The sequence below is a fragment of the Rhizobium sp. L43 genome, from assembly GCF_002531725.1.
In the GTDB taxonomy this organism is placed as follows: Bacteria; Pseudomonadota; Alphaproteobacteria; order Rhizobiales; family Rhizobiaceae; genus Rhizobium.
Map to the genome: position 1 here is coordinate 98,953 of NZ_NWSQ01000018.1, position 17,161 is coordinate 116,113.

17 protein-coding genes and 1 pseudogene are annotated in these 17,161 nt (G+C 61.8%); 16 read left to right on the top strand and 2 right to left on the bottom strand.

The features are described from left to right. Positions 1-168: 168 nt before the first annotated feature. Together CO667_RS23100 and CO667_RS23105 are read right to left on the bottom strand one after the other, a co-directional pair. Positions 169-813: an NrsF family protein gene (locus tag CO667_RS23100; RefSeq protein WP_097620624.1), complete on the bottom strand. Its 645-nt coding sequence runs from the start codon at positions 811-813 to the stop codon at positions 169-171. Further along, the gene (locus CO667_RS23105; RefSeq protein WP_097620625.1) at positions 810-1,358 is read right to left on the bottom strand and encodes a sigma-70 family RNA polymerase sigma factor; all 549 of its coding nucleotides are present in this window, start codon (positions 1,356-1,358) and stop codon (positions 810-812) included. Before CO667_RS23105 ends, CO667_RS23100 begins: the two co-directional genes overlap by 4 nt. Before the next feature lie 186 nt (positions 1,359-1,544). On the opposite strand from CO667_RS23105, the gene CO667_RS23110 reads away from it, so the two are divergent. The 16 genes and pseudogenes from CO667_RS23110 (at position 1,545) to CO667_RS23185 (ending at position 17,142) form a co-directional block, all read left to right on the top strand. After that, positions 1,545-1,793 carry a pentapeptide MXKDX repeat protein gene (locus tag CO667_RS23110; RefSeq protein ID WP_097620626.1) on the top strand — a complete coding sequence of 83 codons (249 nt, stop codon included), beginning with the start codon at positions 1,545-1,547 and terminating at the stop codon, positions 1,791-1,793. A gap of 88 nt (positions 1,794-1,881) precedes the next feature. Continuing rightward, positions 1,882-2,724 (top strand): cytochrome b/b6 domain-containing protein, encoded by an 843-nt coding sequence (locus CO667_RS23115; protein ID WP_097620627.1) that lies wholly within the window; start codon positions 1,882-1,884, stop codon positions 2,722-2,724. After that, on the top strand, positions 2,721-3,497 hold the full coding sequence (locus CO667_RS23120) for a molybdopterin-dependent oxidoreductase (RefSeq protein WP_097620628.1): 777 nt from the start codon (positions 2,721-2,723) through the stop codon (positions 3,495-3,497). Before CO667_RS23115 ends, CO667_RS23120 begins: the two co-directional genes overlap by 4 nt. Before the next feature lie 142 nt (positions 3,498-3,639). After that, complete coding sequence (locus tag CO667_RS23125; protein WP_097620629.1) at positions 3,640-4,398, top strand: FadR/GntR family transcriptional regulator; 759 nt, start codon at positions 3,640-3,642, stop codon at positions 4,396-4,398. A 23-nt stretch (positions 4,399-4,421) separates the two neighbouring features. Then, positions 4,422-5,396: a sialic acid TRAP transporter substrate-binding protein SiaP gene (locus tag CO667_RS23130; RefSeq protein WP_097620630.1), complete on the top strand. Its 975-nt coding sequence runs from the start codon at positions 4,422-4,424 to the stop codon at positions 5,394-5,396. Positions 5,397-5,715: 319 nt separating this feature from the next. Then, positions 5,716-6,288 carry a TRAP transporter small permease gene (locus CO667_RS23135; protein WP_097620631.1) on the top strand — a complete coding sequence of 191 codons (573 nt, stop codon included), beginning with the start codon at positions 5,716-5,718 and terminating at the stop codon, positions 6,286-6,288. A 4-nt stretch (positions 6,289-6,292) separates the two neighbouring features. Continuing rightward, the gene (locus tag CO667_RS23140; RefSeq protein ID WP_097620632.1) at positions 6,293-7,699 is read left to right on the top strand and encodes a TRAP transporter large permease; all 1,407 of its coding nucleotides are present in this window, start codon (positions 6,293-6,295) and stop codon (positions 7,697-7,699) included. A gap of 10 nt (positions 7,700-7,709) precedes the next feature. After that, the gene (locus CO667_RS23145) at positions 7,710-8,744 is read left to right on the top strand and encodes an L-idonate 5-dehydrogenase (protein ID WP_097620633.1); all 1,035 of its coding nucleotides are present in this window, start codon (positions 7,710-7,712) and stop codon (positions 8,742-8,744) included. A 298-nt stretch (positions 8,745-9,042) separates the two neighbouring features. After that, positions 9,043-9,735 carry a GntR family transcriptional regulator gene (locus tag CO667_RS23150; protein WP_097620634.1) on the top strand — a complete coding sequence of 231 codons (693 nt, stop codon included), beginning with the start codon at positions 9,043-9,045 and terminating at the stop codon, positions 9,733-9,735. Between the two features lie 132 nt (positions 9,736-9,867). Beyond that, positions 9,868-10,754, top strand: a pseudogene (locus tag CO667_RS23155) (dihydrodipicolinate synthase family protein). Between the two features lies 1 nt (position 10,755). Beyond that, on the top strand, positions 10,756-12,102 hold the full coding sequence (locus CO667_RS23160) for an FAD-binding oxidoreductase (protein ID WP_097620635.1): 1,347 nt from the start codon (positions 10,756-10,758) through the stop codon (positions 12,100-12,102). A gap of 418 nt (positions 12,103-12,520) precedes the next feature. Beyond that, positions 12,521-13,714 carry an ABC transporter substrate-binding protein gene (locus tag CO667_RS23165; RefSeq protein ID WP_097620636.1) on the top strand — a complete coding sequence of 398 codons (1,194 nt, stop codon included), beginning with the start codon at positions 12,521-12,523 and terminating at the stop codon, positions 13,712-13,714. 22 nt (positions 13,715-13,736) lie between these two features. After that, on the top strand, positions 13,737-14,609 hold the full coding sequence (locus tag CO667_RS23170) for a branched-chain amino acid ABC transporter permease (protein ID WP_097620637.1): 873 nt from the start codon (positions 13,737-13,739) through the stop codon (positions 14,607-14,609). 43 nt (positions 14,610-14,652) lie between these two features. Continuing rightward, complete coding sequence (locus CO667_RS23175) at positions 14,653-15,639, top strand: branched-chain amino acid ABC transporter permease (protein ID WP_097620638.1); 987 nt, start codon at positions 14,653-14,655, stop codon at positions 15,637-15,639. Beyond that, positions 15,636-16,409 (top strand): ABC transporter ATP-binding protein, encoded by a 774-nt coding sequence (locus CO667_RS23180; RefSeq protein ID WP_097620639.1) that lies wholly within the window; start codon positions 15,636-15,638, stop codon positions 16,407-16,409. The genes CO667_RS23175 and CO667_RS23180 overlap by 4 nt, the downstream gene beginning before the upstream one ends. Then, positions 16,399-17,142 carry an ABC transporter ATP-binding protein gene (locus CO667_RS23185; protein ID WP_097620640.1) on the top strand — a complete coding sequence of 248 codons (744 nt, stop codon included), beginning with the start codon at positions 16,399-16,401 and terminating at the stop codon, positions 17,140-17,142. Before CO667_RS23180 ends, CO667_RS23185 begins: the two co-directional genes overlap by 11 nt. Positions 17,143-17,161 lie beyond the last annotated feature (19 nt).

Sequence of the window (17,161 nt, forward strand, 5' to 3'; positions counted from 1 at the left end):
GTGCGCCGATACCCCAATTGCCATCGTCCCCGGTGTGATGCTGAAGGCCGGTGCGAAATAACGGTGGCTGGGATAGTAGAGATGATAGCCTTGCCTCGTTTGCGCAAAGGCTTAGCGTGCGCAACGATCGATCTTTTCGGATTGCGAATTGTCTCGACAGAGAAGGATCTACCAGCGGAGCAGCCGAGGACCGGTGAAGGCGCCGAGCGCGCCGGTGAGCAGGATCCCGAGGGAATACCAGATCAGCACGAAGGGCATGCCGTTTTCGGTGCAAAACCACGAATAGACCCAGGCGCCCGCTGCTCCCGCGGCAATGCCGGCGACGAAGCCGGTCAGCCTGAGATCCGAGGGCGCCGCGCGGCGCAATGCCCAGACCACGCCGGCATAGACCGGCAATGCGAAGCCGACGATCAGCAACGGGCAATGGAGCGCCGAAGAGCCGAGGATCAGCACCCGGTAAGACCCAGCGGGAGCCATCATCAGCTGGATCGCTGCGACCGCCGTCATGGCGGCGATGATCGAGACCAGCCAACCGAAAAACCGTCCTTCGGAACCGTCGGGGCGGGAAAGCCGGAAGACGGCGAAGAGAGCCACCACGGCAATCACGGCATTGTAGGCCGATTTGATCCAGAAGACCGGCAGCATCAGCACATCAGGCATATCGACCCTGAGGCCGAGAATGGCCAGCATCAGCAGCAGCGAGAGCCCGAGGGCCGGCAAGAGGCCAAGCGCGAAGCGGCGCCGCAGCGCATGGCGCGGCACCGGCTTCAGGTCGCTGACCAAGCTTTCGATGATGTCGTCCGTCTTTGTCACGATGCGCCTCGCAATCTCTCTCCGAGCGCCTTGAGCGCCCGGTGGATGCCGACTTTCACCGCCGATTCCGACTGGCCGGTGCGGCTTGCGGTGTCGGCGACCGATTGGCCCTCGAGTTTTACCTGCCGGATCAGTTCCTGCTGTCTCAGCGGCAAGCCGTCGAGCAACCGCTCGACATCCATGCGGGCCGTCAGCGCATCTTCGCTGAAGTCGCTTTCGATCTCCTCGCCAAGCTCGGTCTCACTAAGCTTGCGTCCACCGTGGCCGCGATGATGGTCGATCAGCTTGTAGCGGGCGATCGAGAAGAACCATGCCGTGAAAGGTCTGTTTCGGTCATAGGTGGATCGACGGGAATGCAGGGCCAGCAATGTCTCCTGCACCAGATCTTCCATATCCGCCTTCGTCGCCGCAGCCATCCGGCGGCTGTAATAACCGACAAGCAGCGCGCGCAAAACCGTCAGCAAACGCCGATAGGCCGCCTCGTCCCCGTCGAGGGACAGAAGCATCAGGGCTTTCAGGGCTTCTTCCGAACGGGCGGTTGTCATGCTGTCAGAGACTTCATTCGGAAAAGCAGCCAATCGGTTACAGAGAAGATCAAAAACAATATCGGCATCACAGCTCTATCACATGCGCGTGAAGCTGTAACGCATCCCCACACTCGCTCGAATGGGCTGATGTGAGCCATCGGCAGACCGCCGGCGGACACGGCAATTCCATTTCAGGAGAATTCCATGACCAAGTTTCTTTCCAGCCTTGCAGCCTGCACCTTCATCATCGGCCTTTCACTCGCCGGCGTGGCGTCGGCTGAGGACGCCATGAAGTCCGATGCGATGAAGAAGGACACGATGCACAGCGACGCGATGTCGAAGGACGCGATGAAGACATCAGGCACCAAGATGGACTGCACTCATAAGGCCGGCATGGAAAAGGACGCGATGAAAAAGGCCGACATGATGAAGACCTGCGACGCGATGAAGTAGGCGTCTCGCAGTTGCGCGGCCGCTGAAACTTTATCCGCGGCGGCCGCGTCTTCTTCTTCCGAAATGTCCATTCATCCGGAGAACCATCATGGCGACGATCGATGCCGGCGAACAAACCGGTCACACCCTCATCTACCGCCACAGCCTTGTCGTCCGCCTGTCGCACTGGGTGAACGTGCTTTGCCTCACGCTGCTGCTGTTCAGCGGCCTGCAGATATTCAATGCTCACCCGGCGCTCTATTGGGGCCAGTATGGCGCCGACAACGACCCTTCCTTCATCTCCATGGAAGCCATCGACGATGGCGACCAGGTGAAGGGGCTGACGCATTTGGGTTCGCTGACCTTCGATACGACAGGCTTGCTCGGACTCTCGGATGTCGACGGCGAGGCGACAGCGAGGGGGTTCCCAAGCTGGCTCACGGTTCCCAGCTATCAGGACCTGTCGGCCGGCCGGCGCTGGCATTTCTTCTTTGCCTGGCTCTTCGTCCTCAACGGCCTCGTCTATCTCGTCTACGGACTGGTCAGCCGGCATTTCCGCAGGGATCTCGCCCCGAGCGGCAACGAGCTGAGACCCACGCATCTCGGTCATGAAGTCGTCAATCATATCAGGCTGCGCTTTCCGAAAGGCCCCGAGGCACGGCACTACAACACGCTGCAGAAGCTGACCTATCTCCTGGTGATCTTCCTGCTGCTGCCGTTGATGGTTGCGACGGGGCTCACCATGTCGCCGGGCTTCAACGCCGTGGCGCCCTGGCTGCTCGATGTCTTCGGCGGACGGCAATCGGCCCGCACCCTCCATTTCCTCACCGCCTTTTCGCTCGTCGCCTTCGTCGTCGTGCATGTCGCCATGGTGATCCTGTCGGGTGTCTTCAACAATCTGCGATCGATGATCACCGGCTACTACGCTATCGAACAGGGAGACAGACAATGAGCCGCCTGATCACCCGCCGCCGCTTCCTGATCGGCTCGACCCTGACCGCCTCTGCTTTGGGACTAAGCGGATGCGACGCATTGGTCGAAAACGACCGGACGAAGTCGGTTCTGAAGATCGCCGAGGGTTTCAGCATGAAGACGCAGCGCTTGCTGCTCGGCGACAAGGCGTTGGCCCGTGAATTCAGCGAGGCCGATCTGTCGCCGATCTTTCGCTCCAACGGCACCAGCATGCCTGACAATCCGCAATATCTCGACTGGATGAGCCGGCAGTTCTCGACCTGGAGACTTGATGTCGGCGGACTGGTGGAAAAGCGGTCGCAATTTTCGCTCGCGCAGCTGAAGACGATGCCGTCGCGCACCCAGATCACCCGGCACGACTGCGTCGAAGGCTGGAGCGCGATCGGCAAATGGACGGGCCTGCCGCTCGGCGCCCTGCTCCAATCGGTCGGGCTGAAACCCCAGGCGCGCTACATCGTGTTCCACTGCGCCGATGAATACGAAAAGACGCTGGATAGTACCGGCTGGTACTATGAGAGTATCGATCTGGTCGATGCCTTCCATCCGCAGACGATCCTTGCCTATTCGATGAATGGACGCGACCTGGAAGTGGCGCATGGCGCGCCGCTGAGGCTCAGGGTCGAGCGGCAGCTCGGCTATAAGCAGGCGAAGTATCTGACCGGCATCGAAGCGGTCGCGGATCTTGGCCAGCTTTACGGCGGCAATGGCGGTTTCTGGGAAGATCGCGGCTACGAATGGTATGCCGGGATCTAAGTCCCGCAGGCCGGCTTTGGCACTCGTGTTCTACGTTTATGCGGCGGATTGACGCACAACTCTTGCGATGATATCTATGCCTGAATTGGTCAGGCCATTTGACCAGCTGCGCGCTTGAGGAGAAGCCGCCGAGGAGGCCACGATGTTTTCGCCTGTTGAATCACGCCGCCTCTATCGGCAGGTGGCGGACCAGATCCGCTTGATGATCGCGAGCGGCGAGCTTGCCGTCGGCCAGCGGTTGCCGGCCGAGCGCGACCTGGCGGAGCAGTTGTCGGTGTCACGCCCGACCGTCCGCGAGGCGCTGATCGTCCTAGAGGTCGAAGGCCTGGTCAATATCCGCATGGGATCCGGCATCTATGTCGTGCGCCAGCATGCCGCTGATGTGGCCGGGGCCGAGCGCGAGCCGGTGGAGGGGCCTTTCGAGCTGCTGCAGGCGCGCGCCATCATCGAATGCGCCATTGCCGAAGAGGCCGCAGGCCGCGCCAGGCCCGAGGATATCGCTCTGCTCGACGAAACGCTGATGCGCATGAGCGGCGTGGTCAATGATGCGAGCGCCGTGCTTGCCGCCGATCGAGCCTTCCACACCGGCATTGCCGCCATTGTCGGCAATGCGACATTGATCCGGGTGACTGGCGAGATGTTCGACATGCGCATGACCCCTTATTTCGCGCGGCTCGCGAGCCATTTCGAGGGGCCGGGCACATGGCGCAGCGCCGTGGATGAGCATCGGGCCATTCGCGACGCAATCGCCGCCAGCGATGCCGCGGGCGCGAAGGCCGCCATGCGCGCCCATCTCACCATGTCGCAGAAGAGGTTTTCCGAGAGCTTCGGGGAGGAGTTTTCGGGAGAGGAGGAGCGCGGCCGCGGCAAGCGGTCCGCGAAAGGAACGACCAAGACTTAAACATGAGCTCGGAGGAGAGAGCGATGAAGAAGAGACTGGCAACGATACTGTGCACCGCAGCCGCGATCATGGCGAGCAGCGCGATCGCGCATGCCGAGACCGTGCTGAAATGGGCGCATGTTTATGAAACGTCCGAGCCCTTCCACACGGATTCCGTCTGGGCTGCGGAAGAGATCAACAAGCGCACCGACGGGCGTTACAAGATCGAGGTCTACCCGGCCTCGCAGCTCGGCAAGGAAGCGGATATCAACCAGGGTCTCAAGCTCGGGACGGTCGACATCATCATCTCGGGATCGAGCTTTGCGGCCCGCGACTACAAGCCGATCGGCGTCACCTACTTCCCCTATATTTTCCGCGGCCCCGATCACCTGATCGCCTACACCAAGAGCGATGTCTTCAAGCGCCTTGCCAAAGGCTATGAAGACAAGACCGGCAACCACATCGCCGCCGTCAGCTATTACGGCACGCGTCATACGACATCGAACAAGCCGATTGCCAAATGCGCCGACATGCAGGGCTTGAAGATCCGCGTGCCCGACGTTCCGGCCTATCTCGCCATGCCGCGCGCCTGCGGCGCCAACACCACGCCGATCGCCTTTGCCGAAGTCTATCTCGCTCTGCAGAACGGCACGGTCGAGGCGCAGGAAAACCCGCTGACGACCATCGAGGCGAAGAAGTTCTACGAAGTCCAGAAGAACATCATCCTCACCGGTCACATCGTCGATCATCTCAACACCGTGGTCTCGAAGACCCGATGGGCAAGCCTTTCCGACGAAGACAAGAAGATCTTCGGCGAGGTCATGCAGGAGGCCGCCGAGCGCACCAGCAAGACGATCGCCGGCAAGGAAAACAGCCTCATCGCGACCTTCAAGGAAAAGGGCCTGAATGTCGCCGAAGTCGACAAGACCGATTTCGAAAAGACCGTGATGGAAAAGGTCAAGTTCGAGGACTTCGGCTACGAAAAGGCCGATTGGGAAGCGATCCGCGCGATCCAGTAAAGCACGGCCAACGACACTTTCGTAATGCATGTTCGTGGCGATGACCGCCCCTCACCCTAACCTTACCGGGGTCGAGCCACTCGTCTCGACCCGTCCTTCGGACCCCCGTAAACGGGGCGAGGGGACGTGCTCTGCGAGACGTGGTCGAGAGACCGAGAGATTGCGGCATGGTCCCTTCGCCCCGTTCACGGGGAGAAGGTGGCGGCAGCCGGATGAGGGGCAGATACGACCGAGCAAAGGACGATGTTTGTCACCAAATTGAAGCGCGCGCCGCCCGCACGCCGCGCGCCTTCCTTCTCCAACCGCAACAAGGCCGATCATGTCGCAAGAAATTCACACCCCCATCACGGCCGAGGAGATCGGCCACGAATTCGAAGGACACGCGCCAACTGCAAACGTCTCGGACTACGCCGTCGAAGACTGGATCACGCTGGTCGTCTTCTGGCTGATGGCGGGTTGCGTCTTTCTGCAGTTCTTCACGCGCTATGTGCTGAACGACAGCTATGCGTGGACCGAGGAGATTGCGATCAACTGCCTGATCGGCGTGGTTTTTCTCGGTTCCGTCATGTGCGTGCGGACGTCGCGGCATATCCAGGTGGACGTGTTCTATCACTATACGCCGGCAGGTCTGGCGCGCGTGCTCGCCACCTTCGTCGATATCGTCCGCATCGGCTTCTTCGCCTATGGCTGCCATCTGATGTGGCGCTACGTCGACATCGTCGCCGACGAGCAGATGGTCACCATCGACCTGCCGCGCAACATCGTCTTCTACTCCGTTCTCGTCGCCTTCGCGCTGATGCTGATCCGCGCGATCATCGTCTTCGTCGCCAATATCCGTCGCGGCTACTCCGTTCTGGAGCGCCCCGAAGAATTCCAGACCATCGAGGGGTGATCCGATGCTGCTGCTTCTTGGCTCGTTTCTGGTCCTGATGCTGGTCGGCGTGCCCGTCGCCATTTCAATGGCCGTGGCCTCCGTGCTTTACATCGTCCTCTACGGCGTGGCGCCCGACATCATCGTTGCCCAGCGCATGATCGCCGGCGTCGAAAGCTTCCCGCTGCTCGCGGTCCCCTTCTTCATCCTCGCCGGCAATCTGATGAACTCGGCTGGTGTCACCGGCCGCATCTACTCCTTTGCCGTCGCTCTCGTCGGCTGGATGAAGGGCGGTCTCGCCCAGGTCAACATCATCGGTTCCGTCATCTTCTCCGGCATGTCCGGCACCGCACTTGCCGATGCGGCGGGGATCGGCACGATCGAAATCAAGGCGATGAAGGATCACGGCTATCCGGTCGAGGCGGCAGTCGGCGTGACGGCGGCTTCGGCCACGCTCGGGCCGATCTTCCCGCCATCGCTGCCTTTCGTCATCTACGGGATGATGGCGAACGTTTCGATCGGCGCTCTTTTCATGGCCGGCATCCTGCCCGGCGTGGTCATGACGCTGTTGATGATGATCACCGTCGCCGCCTTCGCCTATTGGAAGCGCTGGGGCTCGGATGCGCCCTTCGATGTCAGGCAGCTCCTGTCGGCGGGACTGGAAATCCTCGTCGTCCTGGCGGTGCCCGTGGCCATCTATCTGCTGATGTTAGCCGGCGTCTCGATGAATGCGGCGGCGGGCATTGCTCTTGCCGGGCTTCTCGCGCTCGACTGGTATTTCCGCTTCTCCGCCGTCATGGCCCTGATGACGCCCGTCATCCTCATCGGCGGCATGACGATGGGCTGGTTCACGCCGACGGAGGCCGCCGTCGCCGCCGTCCTCTGGTCGCTGTTCCTCGGTCTGGTGCGCTACCGAACGATGACGCCTTCGACGCTCGCCAAGGCAAGCTTCGATACGATCGAGACGACGGCATCGGTTCTCTTCATCGTCACCGCGGCATCGGTCTTCGCCTGGCTGCTGACGGTGAGCCAGGCGGCCCAGCTGCTCTCCGATGCGATCCTGTCGATCACCGACAACAAATGGGTTTTCCTGATTCTGGTGAACCTCTTGATGCTGTTCGTCGGCTGCTTCCTGGATACGATCGCGGCCATCACCATCCTCGTGCCGATCCTGCTGCCGATCGTCGTGAAGTTCGGGATCGATCCGGTCCAGTTCGGCCTCATCATGACGCTGAACCTGATGATCGGCCTGCTGCATCCGCCGCTTGGCATGGTGCTTTTCGTGCTGTCGCGGGTCGCGAAACTCTCCGTCGAACGCACGACCATGGCGATCCTGCCCTGGCTGGTGCCGTTGTTCCTGGCGCTGATCCTGATCACCTTCGTTCCGGCCATATCGCTCTGGCTGCCGCAGCAGCTCGGGCTGCTGAGATAGGAGGGACACAATGCAGACACGTCTGGCACGGCTTTACCAAAAGGGCGATCTCAGGGTCGAAACCGCCGCGGTTGCGGCCCCCGGTCCCGGCGAGGTGCTTCTCAAAATGGCGGCCGCGGGCATCTGCGGCTCCGACCTGCATTATTATCAGGATGGCGGCTTCGGGCCGGTCAGGGTTCGCGAGCCGATCATACCGGGCCACGAGGCATCGGGGACCATCAGCCAGGCGGGCGAGGGCGTCGAGCTCTCGGCCGGAACGCTGGTGGCGGTCAATCCCAGCCAACCCTGCGGGCATTGCGAATATTGCGACAAGGACATGCCGATCCACTGCCTTGACATGCGCTTCATGGGCAGCGCGATGCGCCTGCCGCATGAGCAGGGCATGTTCCGGGAGTGGCTGGTGGTGCCCGCCAAGCAGTGCTTTGCGGCAGGCGTCGCGACGACCGCTGCGGAAGCAGCCTGCAGCGAACCGCTCTCCGTCTGTCTGCACGCTGCATCACGCGCCGGAGATATTGCCGGCAAACGTGTGCTCATCACCGGGGCCGGCCCGATCGGCGCGCTGATGGTCGCCGTCGCCCGTTATCACGGTGCAAGCGAGATCGTCGTGAACGATCTCGCCGATGCGGCGCTCACCCGGGCCAAGGCAATGGGCGCCAGCCGCACGATCAATGTCTCCAGGGATGCCCAGGCGCTTGCCGAATTCGAGGCGGGCAAGGGTTATTTCGATCTCGTTTTCGAATGCTCGGCCGCCGTCCCGGCGATCCGCAGCGCGATCGCCGCCATCAGGCCGCGCGGCACGATCGTGCAGGTCGGTGTCACAGGCGAGATCCCGATCCCTCTCAACGCCATTGTCGGCAAGGAGCTTCACATTCACGGAACGCAGCGCTTCCACGAGGAATTCGCCGCCGCCGTGGAGCTGATCTCCAGCCGCAAGATCGACGTGCGTCCGATCATCAGCCACAGCCTGCCGCTCGAGCAAGCCGATGCAGCTTTCATTCTCGCCGGCGACCGCGCGGTCGCCTGCAAGGTGCAGCTTATTTTTTAAGCCCGGCGCAGCAGCCAACGTTGGCTGTGCCCTCAGACCCGCAACTGCCGTTCCGGCAGCCTCAACGGCCCCCCTCCCGCATTCGATCGACGCAGTTAGCAATTCCGTCGGGATCGGCGGAAGGTCGGCTAGCCCTCTACGGTTGCCCGCAATTGCTGCAATTTTCGACGCTCGGAGCAGTCTGCGCGGGCAAAGCGCTTTCGCCACAATCGGCACCATGTGGCAGTCCTAATTCCAAAGGGGTATTGACGCCTATCTTATGTCTACATATTGTCTTCTCAAAGTAGGAGATGATGATATGGATGCCGAGATCAATCCCGACCGCAAAGGCAATCTTGGCCTTGCGCTCCGCAGACGCATCTTGACGATGGAACTGCCGCCGGGGGCGGTGTTGGACGAAGTGGCGCTGAGTGAAGAGTTCGGGCTATCCCGTCCGCCGGTTCGCGAGCTGATGCGCCAGATGGCTGGCGAAGGCTACATCGAGCTGGAAGCCAACCGCGCGGCGCGCGTCAGTTCGATGAGCTACCAGTCGCTGCGCGACTTCTTTCTTCTTGCGCCGATGATCTACATCACCGCCAACAGGCTGGCTGCCGAGAATGGCAATCGCGGGCAGCTCGACGTGCTCAAGCAGATCCAGCAGTCATTCCGAAAGGCAGTCGACAACTGCGATGTCGAGGGGCGCGTCTTCTATAACGACCAGTTCCACCGCCAGATCGGCGAGATGGCGCACAATGTCTATCTGGTTCCGAGCCTGCGGCGACTGCAGATCGACCACGCCCGGATAGGCAAGGTCTTCTACACATATCCCAACACGCCGCGCATGCAGGAAGAGCTCGAGCTCGCCACGCAGCAGCACGACGAGATGATCGCGACCATCGAGAAGCGGGACGTCGACGCGGCCGGAGAACTGGCGCGGCTTCACCTCGAACTTTCACGACGAAACATGGCCATGTACGCGGCCCCGGAGGGCCTGGAGACGCCGAGCCTCTAGGGCCGGCGTTTCGAAGAACAGATCGAACACTGCCGGCGAGACCAATGAGCGAACGTCCGGGCAAGTGGGAATCCACCCAGATCAAGACCATTTGGCTCGACCTTCGGGCAGCCCAACACGGGACACACACGAATGTCTGACTTCCAGTTTCCAGGCCTCAATCTTGCTATCGCCACACCGTTCGACGATGCCGGACGCATCGACTACGCAAGGCTCGAACACAATGTCGAGCGCTACCTCGCGGCAGGCGTCAGGAGTTTTCTATTCAGTTCCGGCACCGGCATGCACGTCTACCTTTCCAAGGTGGAATCCGAGGAACTGATCCGGCGCGGAGCACGGATCGTCAACGGACGGGCGAAGGTGATCGCGCAGACCTCTGCCTGCTCATCGAGGACGTCGTCGAGCGCACCATGCGGGCGCGCGATGCCGGCGCCGAAGGCGTCATGGTTCTTCCGCCCTTTTTCGAAGGGCCGACCGACGATCAGGGCATCCTCGATTTCTACAGCGAGGTCGCGAAGGCCGGTCTTCCGGTGATCGGCTATAACGTTCCCCAGGCGGTCGGCGTCGCCGTCACACCGGAACTTCTCGACAAGCTGAACGAAATCCCCGGCTTCTGTGCCGTCAAGGACAGCGGCGGCGATCTCGGAAAGCAGGCCGCACTCATCCGCTCCGGCCGCTTCGTCATGAACGGCGCCGACCCTCTCGTTCCCTACGCGCTCTATGCCGGATGCGACGGCCTGATCTGGGGTGGGGCGAACTTCGCTCCGAAAACCTGCGTCGCCCTCGTCGAGGCTGCCGCCGAGCACAAGTGGGATGAGGTTCGCGCGCTCTGGAAAATCCTGGAGTCGGCGATGGGGCTGATCTGGGAAGGCGACTACGTGCAGTCCGTCTATGCGGCGGCGGATCTGGTGGGTTACGGCGCCGGCGTTCCGCGAAAACCGCTGCGCGCGCTTGCCGCGGAAAAGCTTCCGGCCATCCGGCGCTCCCTTGAAACGCTCATGGAGCGGGAAGCGATCTGACGTGACCCAGGCCGCAAAGAACGTCTTCGTTGCATCGAGGCTTCCGAAACGCGCCGGCGTTTCGGGCTGGGTCGCCACGCTTGCCCCGCGCACGCCACGGCCGGTGTTGAACGGACCGATCATGGCGGATGTCGCGATCATCGGCGGTGGTTTCGCCGGCCTTTCCGCGGCCCGGCGCATCTCCCGCCTGGACCTTAGCGTGCGGGTCGCCATCCTCGAAGCGGGTGTCGTCGGCGAAGGGCCTGCGGGCGCCAATTCGGGTTTCATCATCGATCTGCCGCATGAAGTCTCGTCCGACGATTTCAGCGGCGAGTGGGAGGCGAGGTTCAGGCAGTCCGTCCTCATCCAGCGCTCGGCCATCGCTCTGGCGAGCGAGATGGCGGCCGAGAACGGCTGGGGCAAGGACGTGTTCGACCCCTGTGGCCGATACAGCGTCGCCATCAGCGCGGAAGGCGATAAGCACCTCGAGGACTATGCGCGGCAGCTCTCGAACATGGGCGAAGCCCACCGGCTCCTGAATCTCAGGGAGATCCAGGCGGTAACGGGATCGCCGGTCTACACCTCCGGTCTGTTCACGCCCGGCACGGTCATCGTGCAGCCCGCCGCCTATATACGCGGGGTCGCCGACTGCCTGAAGGAGCCGGTCGCCCTTTACGAGCGGACGCCGGCGCTCTCTTTCGAGCGCTTGGGCACAGGCTGGCTCGTCAAGACGCCGGAGGGTTCCGTGCAGGCGGCAAAGATCATCATGGCGAACAACGGACATTCCGAGAGCTTCGGTTTCTTCCGCGGGCGCCTGCTCCACGTCTTCACCTACGCCTCCCTCACCGAGGCGTTCGACCCCTCGTGCCTTGATGGAGAGCGCAAGTGGGCCGCCACTCCGGCCCTGCCGATGGGAACAACCGTTCGCCGCATCGGCACGGGCGGCGGCGATCGAATCCTGGTGCGCTCGCGCTACAGCTACAATCCGGGCATCGACATCAGCGACGCCGCGATCCGGCGGGCCGGACGCCTGCACGACGGCAAATTCTCCCAACGCTTTCCCACGCTCAGCGGCGTCGGGATGCAGTATCGCTGGGCCGGCGCCATGGCGCTCACACGCAATCATGTTCCGGCCTTCGGGGAAATCGAGCGCGGCGTATTCGCAGCATGCGGCTGCAACGGCCTTGGCGCGTCGAATTCGACGGCGTCGGGGATCGCGGCCGCCGAACTGGCGCTCGGACACCAATCCGAACTCGGCCGCATCTATGCGCGCCTGGTTGCCCCGACGGCATTGCCGCCGCAGCCTTTCACGACGATCGGAGCAAAGGCCCATCTCGCCTATCGCGAATGGCGTGCCGGACCGGAGTGATGCGAGGGATCTCCAATCTGCGCCAGCGGCGCAGGTGACAATGCGGCGAGGCCGGCCATCTGGCGGCCTGGCTCGGTGTTACGACGCGCCGCAACATCCGCGAGCGAATACCGCCATCGATTTCGAGATTTCGCCTCGACAAAGAGCGTCCCCGCCCGCAGCGAGGGACGACGGCATCGGTATGGCCGATGGCCCGTCCGGCGCGGAAGGCGGATGCCGCCCGCAATGCCGAATCGATCGGTTCGCTATAAATAAACGCTATAGCGGCAGAATGGAGTTGTGTTGGCCAGCGACGCTTTCCTGAACCTACTGTGACGGTGTCAGCGCTGGGCTGATGCAACAAGAACCGCGGAAAGCGGTCAGGACTACGCTGGGCCATAAGCCCAAGCGTTTGCACCCGAGAACATGGAGTGGGAACATGAAACTTACCGTAAGCCGCAGAGCACTTTTCCTTTCGACAGCAGTCCTTTCGCTGGCGGTTGCAGTTTCCGGCCTGCCGGCTGGCGCGCTGGCAGCGGACGGGACGATCAAACTCGGACTCGTTGCGCCGATGAGCGGCCCGAATGCGCGCTACGGCGCATTTTCGATGCATGGCGCCGAACTCGCCGTCAAAGACATCAATGATGCCGGGGGCATCGACGGGATGAAAATCGAGCTCCTCAACGCCGACAGCCAGGGCACGCCGGTCGAAGGCGTCTCGGCGGCCCGTCGTCTGATCGACCAGGATGGCGTCGACTTCATCATCGGCGATGTTTCCAGCTCGGTGACGCTCGCCATCCAGCCCGTCGCGGAAGATGCCGAAGTGCTTCTCCTGAATGCGGCATCATCCAATCCGAAGATCACCTACCAGGCCGGCGTCGGCGGCTTCAAGTGGACCTATCGCAACTATCCGACAGATGAGAACCGGGCGCTGATCGTCGCCAAATATGCCGCAGAGCAGCGCGGATTTACCAAGTTTGCAGTGCTCTCCGTCGACAGCGACTATGGCCGCTCGGCGATCACCTTCACGAAGAAGTACCTGCCTGACTTCAAAGGCGAGATTCTCAGCGAAGACTATTACAAGGAAGGCGAAGTCGACTTCCGCAGCGTTCTCGCCAAGATCCGCGACAATGGCGCTCAGGCCATCATCATGTACGGCCTCGCCGATACGACGCCCATCGTCGCCCGCCAGATGGTCGAACTCGGGATAGCCGGGAAGGTCACGCTGATCGGCAATGGTGAGTTCAACACGGAAAAGACCATCAAATCAGCCCCGTCGGCGCTCGAAGGCGCGGTCGAAGCTGCCGCATGGCTTCCGCAGTTCGACTCGCCGGAAAGCAAGGCCTTCGTCGAGAAGTTCACGGCGACCTACAACGAAGCCCCGAACAACCACGCCTATGTTCACTGGGATACCGTCAATCTCCTTGCCGCGGCGATCAAGCAGGCCGGCAGCGCCGACAAAGTGAAGGTGCGCGACGCACTCTCGAAGATCAAGTATAAGAGCCCGGTCGGCGAGGTCACGTTCGACGACCACAACCAGGCCCGCCTGCCGATGATCCTGCTGCAGATCGAGAACGGCAAGCCGAGCATCAAGGGTGCATATACGGCGGACATTCAGTACCCCGCCAACTGATTTGCCGGGAGGAGGCGCACCCATGCTCTCGACCATAGTTGAGCAAACTGTGAATGGCATCGTCACGGGTTCCGTTTACGCAATCGTCGCCGTCGGCATGACCATGATTTTCGGCGTGCTGAGAGCCATCAACTTTGCTCACGGCGAATACTACATGCTCGGCACGTTCGGGGCGTGGTTTGCGATCGACTATCTCGGCCTGTCCTACGAAGCGTCGATTGTCGTGGGGGTTCTTGCGACAATCGTCGTTGCCTATGCGGTCGGGCAACTCGTCATGCGCCGGATGGTCGGCGCGCCCGCGGAGTCGGGCGTGCTCGCCACCCTCGGCATCGCGCTGATCCTGCAGAACACCATCATTCTCGTCTTCGGCGGGGGCTACAAGTTCTTCGCCGGAGGTTATATCGAGCCGGTTTCCATCCTCGGCTTCAGCCTAGCCCAGCAGCGTATACTCATTCTCGTCGTCTGTTTGCTGGTGTTCATCTGCCTCGAACTGATGGTCAGCTACACCCGCCTGGGAATGGCGATGCGCGCGGTTTCCCAGAACGTCGAATGCTGCGGCGTCGTCGGCATCGATGTGCCGCAGGTGGTGCTTCGAACCTTCATGCTGGGGGCGGGCCTTGCAGCACTTTCGGGGGTTCTGACGGCGCCGGTCAATGTCAGCGTCTATGGCGGCATGGGCGAGCTGATCACCTTCAAGACGCTGCCGATCATCATCATGGGCGGTTTGGGCAATGTGCGCGGCACGTTCGTCGCGGCGATGATCCTCGGCGTGGCCGAGAGCCTGGTCGCCACCTATGTCGGCCTGCAATTCCGCGACACCGTCGGCTTCGCCACGCTGATCCTGATGCTGATGTGGCGGCCGCATGGCCTCTTTTCGACGCAGGCGCGCTTCTAGCAGCAGCGCCCGCCGACCTTTCTCGAACGACCGAGGATACGACATGTCTCTGACGGAAACCGCTCAACAGGTACGCAGGCGCGATCTTCGCATACCGCTCGCCGCAGTCCTGATCGTCGTCGCGCTCGCCGCCCCTTTCATCGGCAGCCGTTACATCACCCATTCCCTGATCATCGCCCTGATTTTCATGCTTCCGGCCCATGGGCTCAATCTGCTTGTGGGATACACCGGTCTGCTGTCATTGGCCCAGGCCGCGTTTTTCGGCATCGGCGCCTATACGGCAGGTCTTCTCGCCGTCGCCTACGGCACACCGTTCTACGTCAATCTGATCGCCGCGGGCGCCGTCTCCGGCGCCCTGGCTCTTCCGCTCGGCATTCCCGCCCTGCGGCTGCGCTCGACGTCCTTCGTAATGTGTACGCTCGGTTTCGTGATCATCGGTCAGGCGATCGCCAAGAACTGGATCTCGCTGACCCGCGGCGATATGGGGCTTTCGGGCATTCCAAAACCCTATTTCGAACTGGGCCCGCTGTCGTTCACCGTATCCGGCACGACGAACTTCTATTATCTCGCCTTGGTCGTCGGCATCCTCGCCACCTTCGCCGTCTGGGCGATCGTCCGCTCGCCCGCCGGCCGCAACATGGTGGCGATCCGCGAGAACGAGACGCTGGCCGAATCTCTCGGCGTTCCCACCTGGCACTATAAGCTGATCGTCTTCATGATCAGCGCCGTGTTTGCCGGCATCGGCGGCTGCCTTTACGCCTATTACCTGACGGTCGTCAGCCCGCTGACCTTCCAGATGTATTATTCGACAACGATGCTGATCATCGTGCTGGGCGGCGGGGCGGGCATGATTTCCGGCACCGTCTTCGGAAGCCTGCTCTTCGTCGGGCTGACGGAGGCGCTGCGCATTACACCCGAACTGCGCATGATCGCCTACGGCGTTTGCCTTCTCGTCCTGGTCTTCTGGTTCAAGAAGGGATTTGCGCCGCTGATCAATCGCTTCTGGAATGCGATCGGAGGCGCGAAATGACCGGTCATCTTCCGCTTCTCGAAATCAAGAACCTCAGCAAGTCCTACGGTGCGGTGAAGGCCGTCAACGATGTCAGCATTCATATCGACCGCGGTGAGATCGCAGGCCTGATCGGGCCGAACGGCTCCGGAAAATCGACCTTCTTCGATTGCAGCACCGGCCTTGCGAAGCCGGATACCGGCACGGTCGTCCTCGACGGACAGGACATTACCGGCTGGTCCCTGAACCGCATCGCCAGGGAAGGCCGCATGCTGCGCTCCTTCCAGAAGACCGTGACCTTCAAGTCGCTCGATGTCGAAGAGAACCTGGTCATCGCCGGTCAGATGTTCACCTTCCCGTCGATCGCATCGACCTTCGGCTCGGGAAAGATGTCCCGCCAGCGCATCGATGGTCTCAGGGAAAGAGCCCGCGACCTGATCAAGATGGCGGGTCTCTGGGATGTGCGCCACCAGCCGGCGGGCAATCTATCGGGCGGGCAGCAGAAGCTGATCCAGTTCGCATCCATGCTAATGCCCGAACCCAAGCTCATCCTGCTGGACGAGCCGATGGCCGGGATCAATCCGAAGATCATCGAACGCGTCGTCGACACCATCCTCTATGCCAACAAGTCGCTTGGCGTGAGCTTCCTGGTGATCGAACACAATATCGATGTCGTCACCAGCATCTGCCAGCGCGTCATCGTGCTCGACCAGGGAGCCAAGCTCGTCGAAGGCTTGCCGGGCGACATCATTCAGGATCAGCGCGTCAGGGAGGCCTATCTTGGCAGGTAATTCGAACCTTTCGATCCGTGACCTCAGTGCAGGTTACGGCAATCTGGACATCCTCAACGGCGTCGATCTCGACGTGCCGGCGGGACAGTTCGTGGCCCTGATGGGGCCGAACGGGGCGGGCAAATCAACGCTCCTCAAGACGCTCTACGGCATGACGACCATCAAGCAGGGCAACATCGACTGGCGCGGCAAGAATATTGCCGGCAGCAAGTCGCGGGCCATTCTGGGCGAGGGGATTTCCTTCGTGCCGCAGGGGCGCTGCAACTTCCCTGTCATGACCGTCGACGAAAATCTTCAGATGGCGGCCTATACAATCCGTGACGCCCAGGTGAAAGCCGACCGCGATTACGTCTACGACCTCTTTCCGATCCTCAAGAAACGCCGCGCGACACTCGCCGGCAACATGTCCGGCGGCGAGCAGCAGCTGCTCGAAGTGGCGATGGCGGTGCTGCAGCGGCCGAAGGTGCTGCTGGTCGACGAGCCGTCGGTCGGGCTGTCGCCGGCGGCGATCGGCATCGTCTTCGACGAGCTTCTTCGGCTTCACGCCGACGGCATGACGATCCTGCTCGTCGAGCAGAACACCAAGAAAGCCATGGAAGTGGCGGAGCGTGCGGTCATCCTGAGGCTTGGCAAAGTCATCTGGGACGGCCTGCCGAAAGACATCACCCATGACGAACTCGGCGAACTTTTCCTGACCGGGAAGATGCGCGGCGAAACCGAAGCCGTTCACTGAAGCCGATCTCACCCTTAGA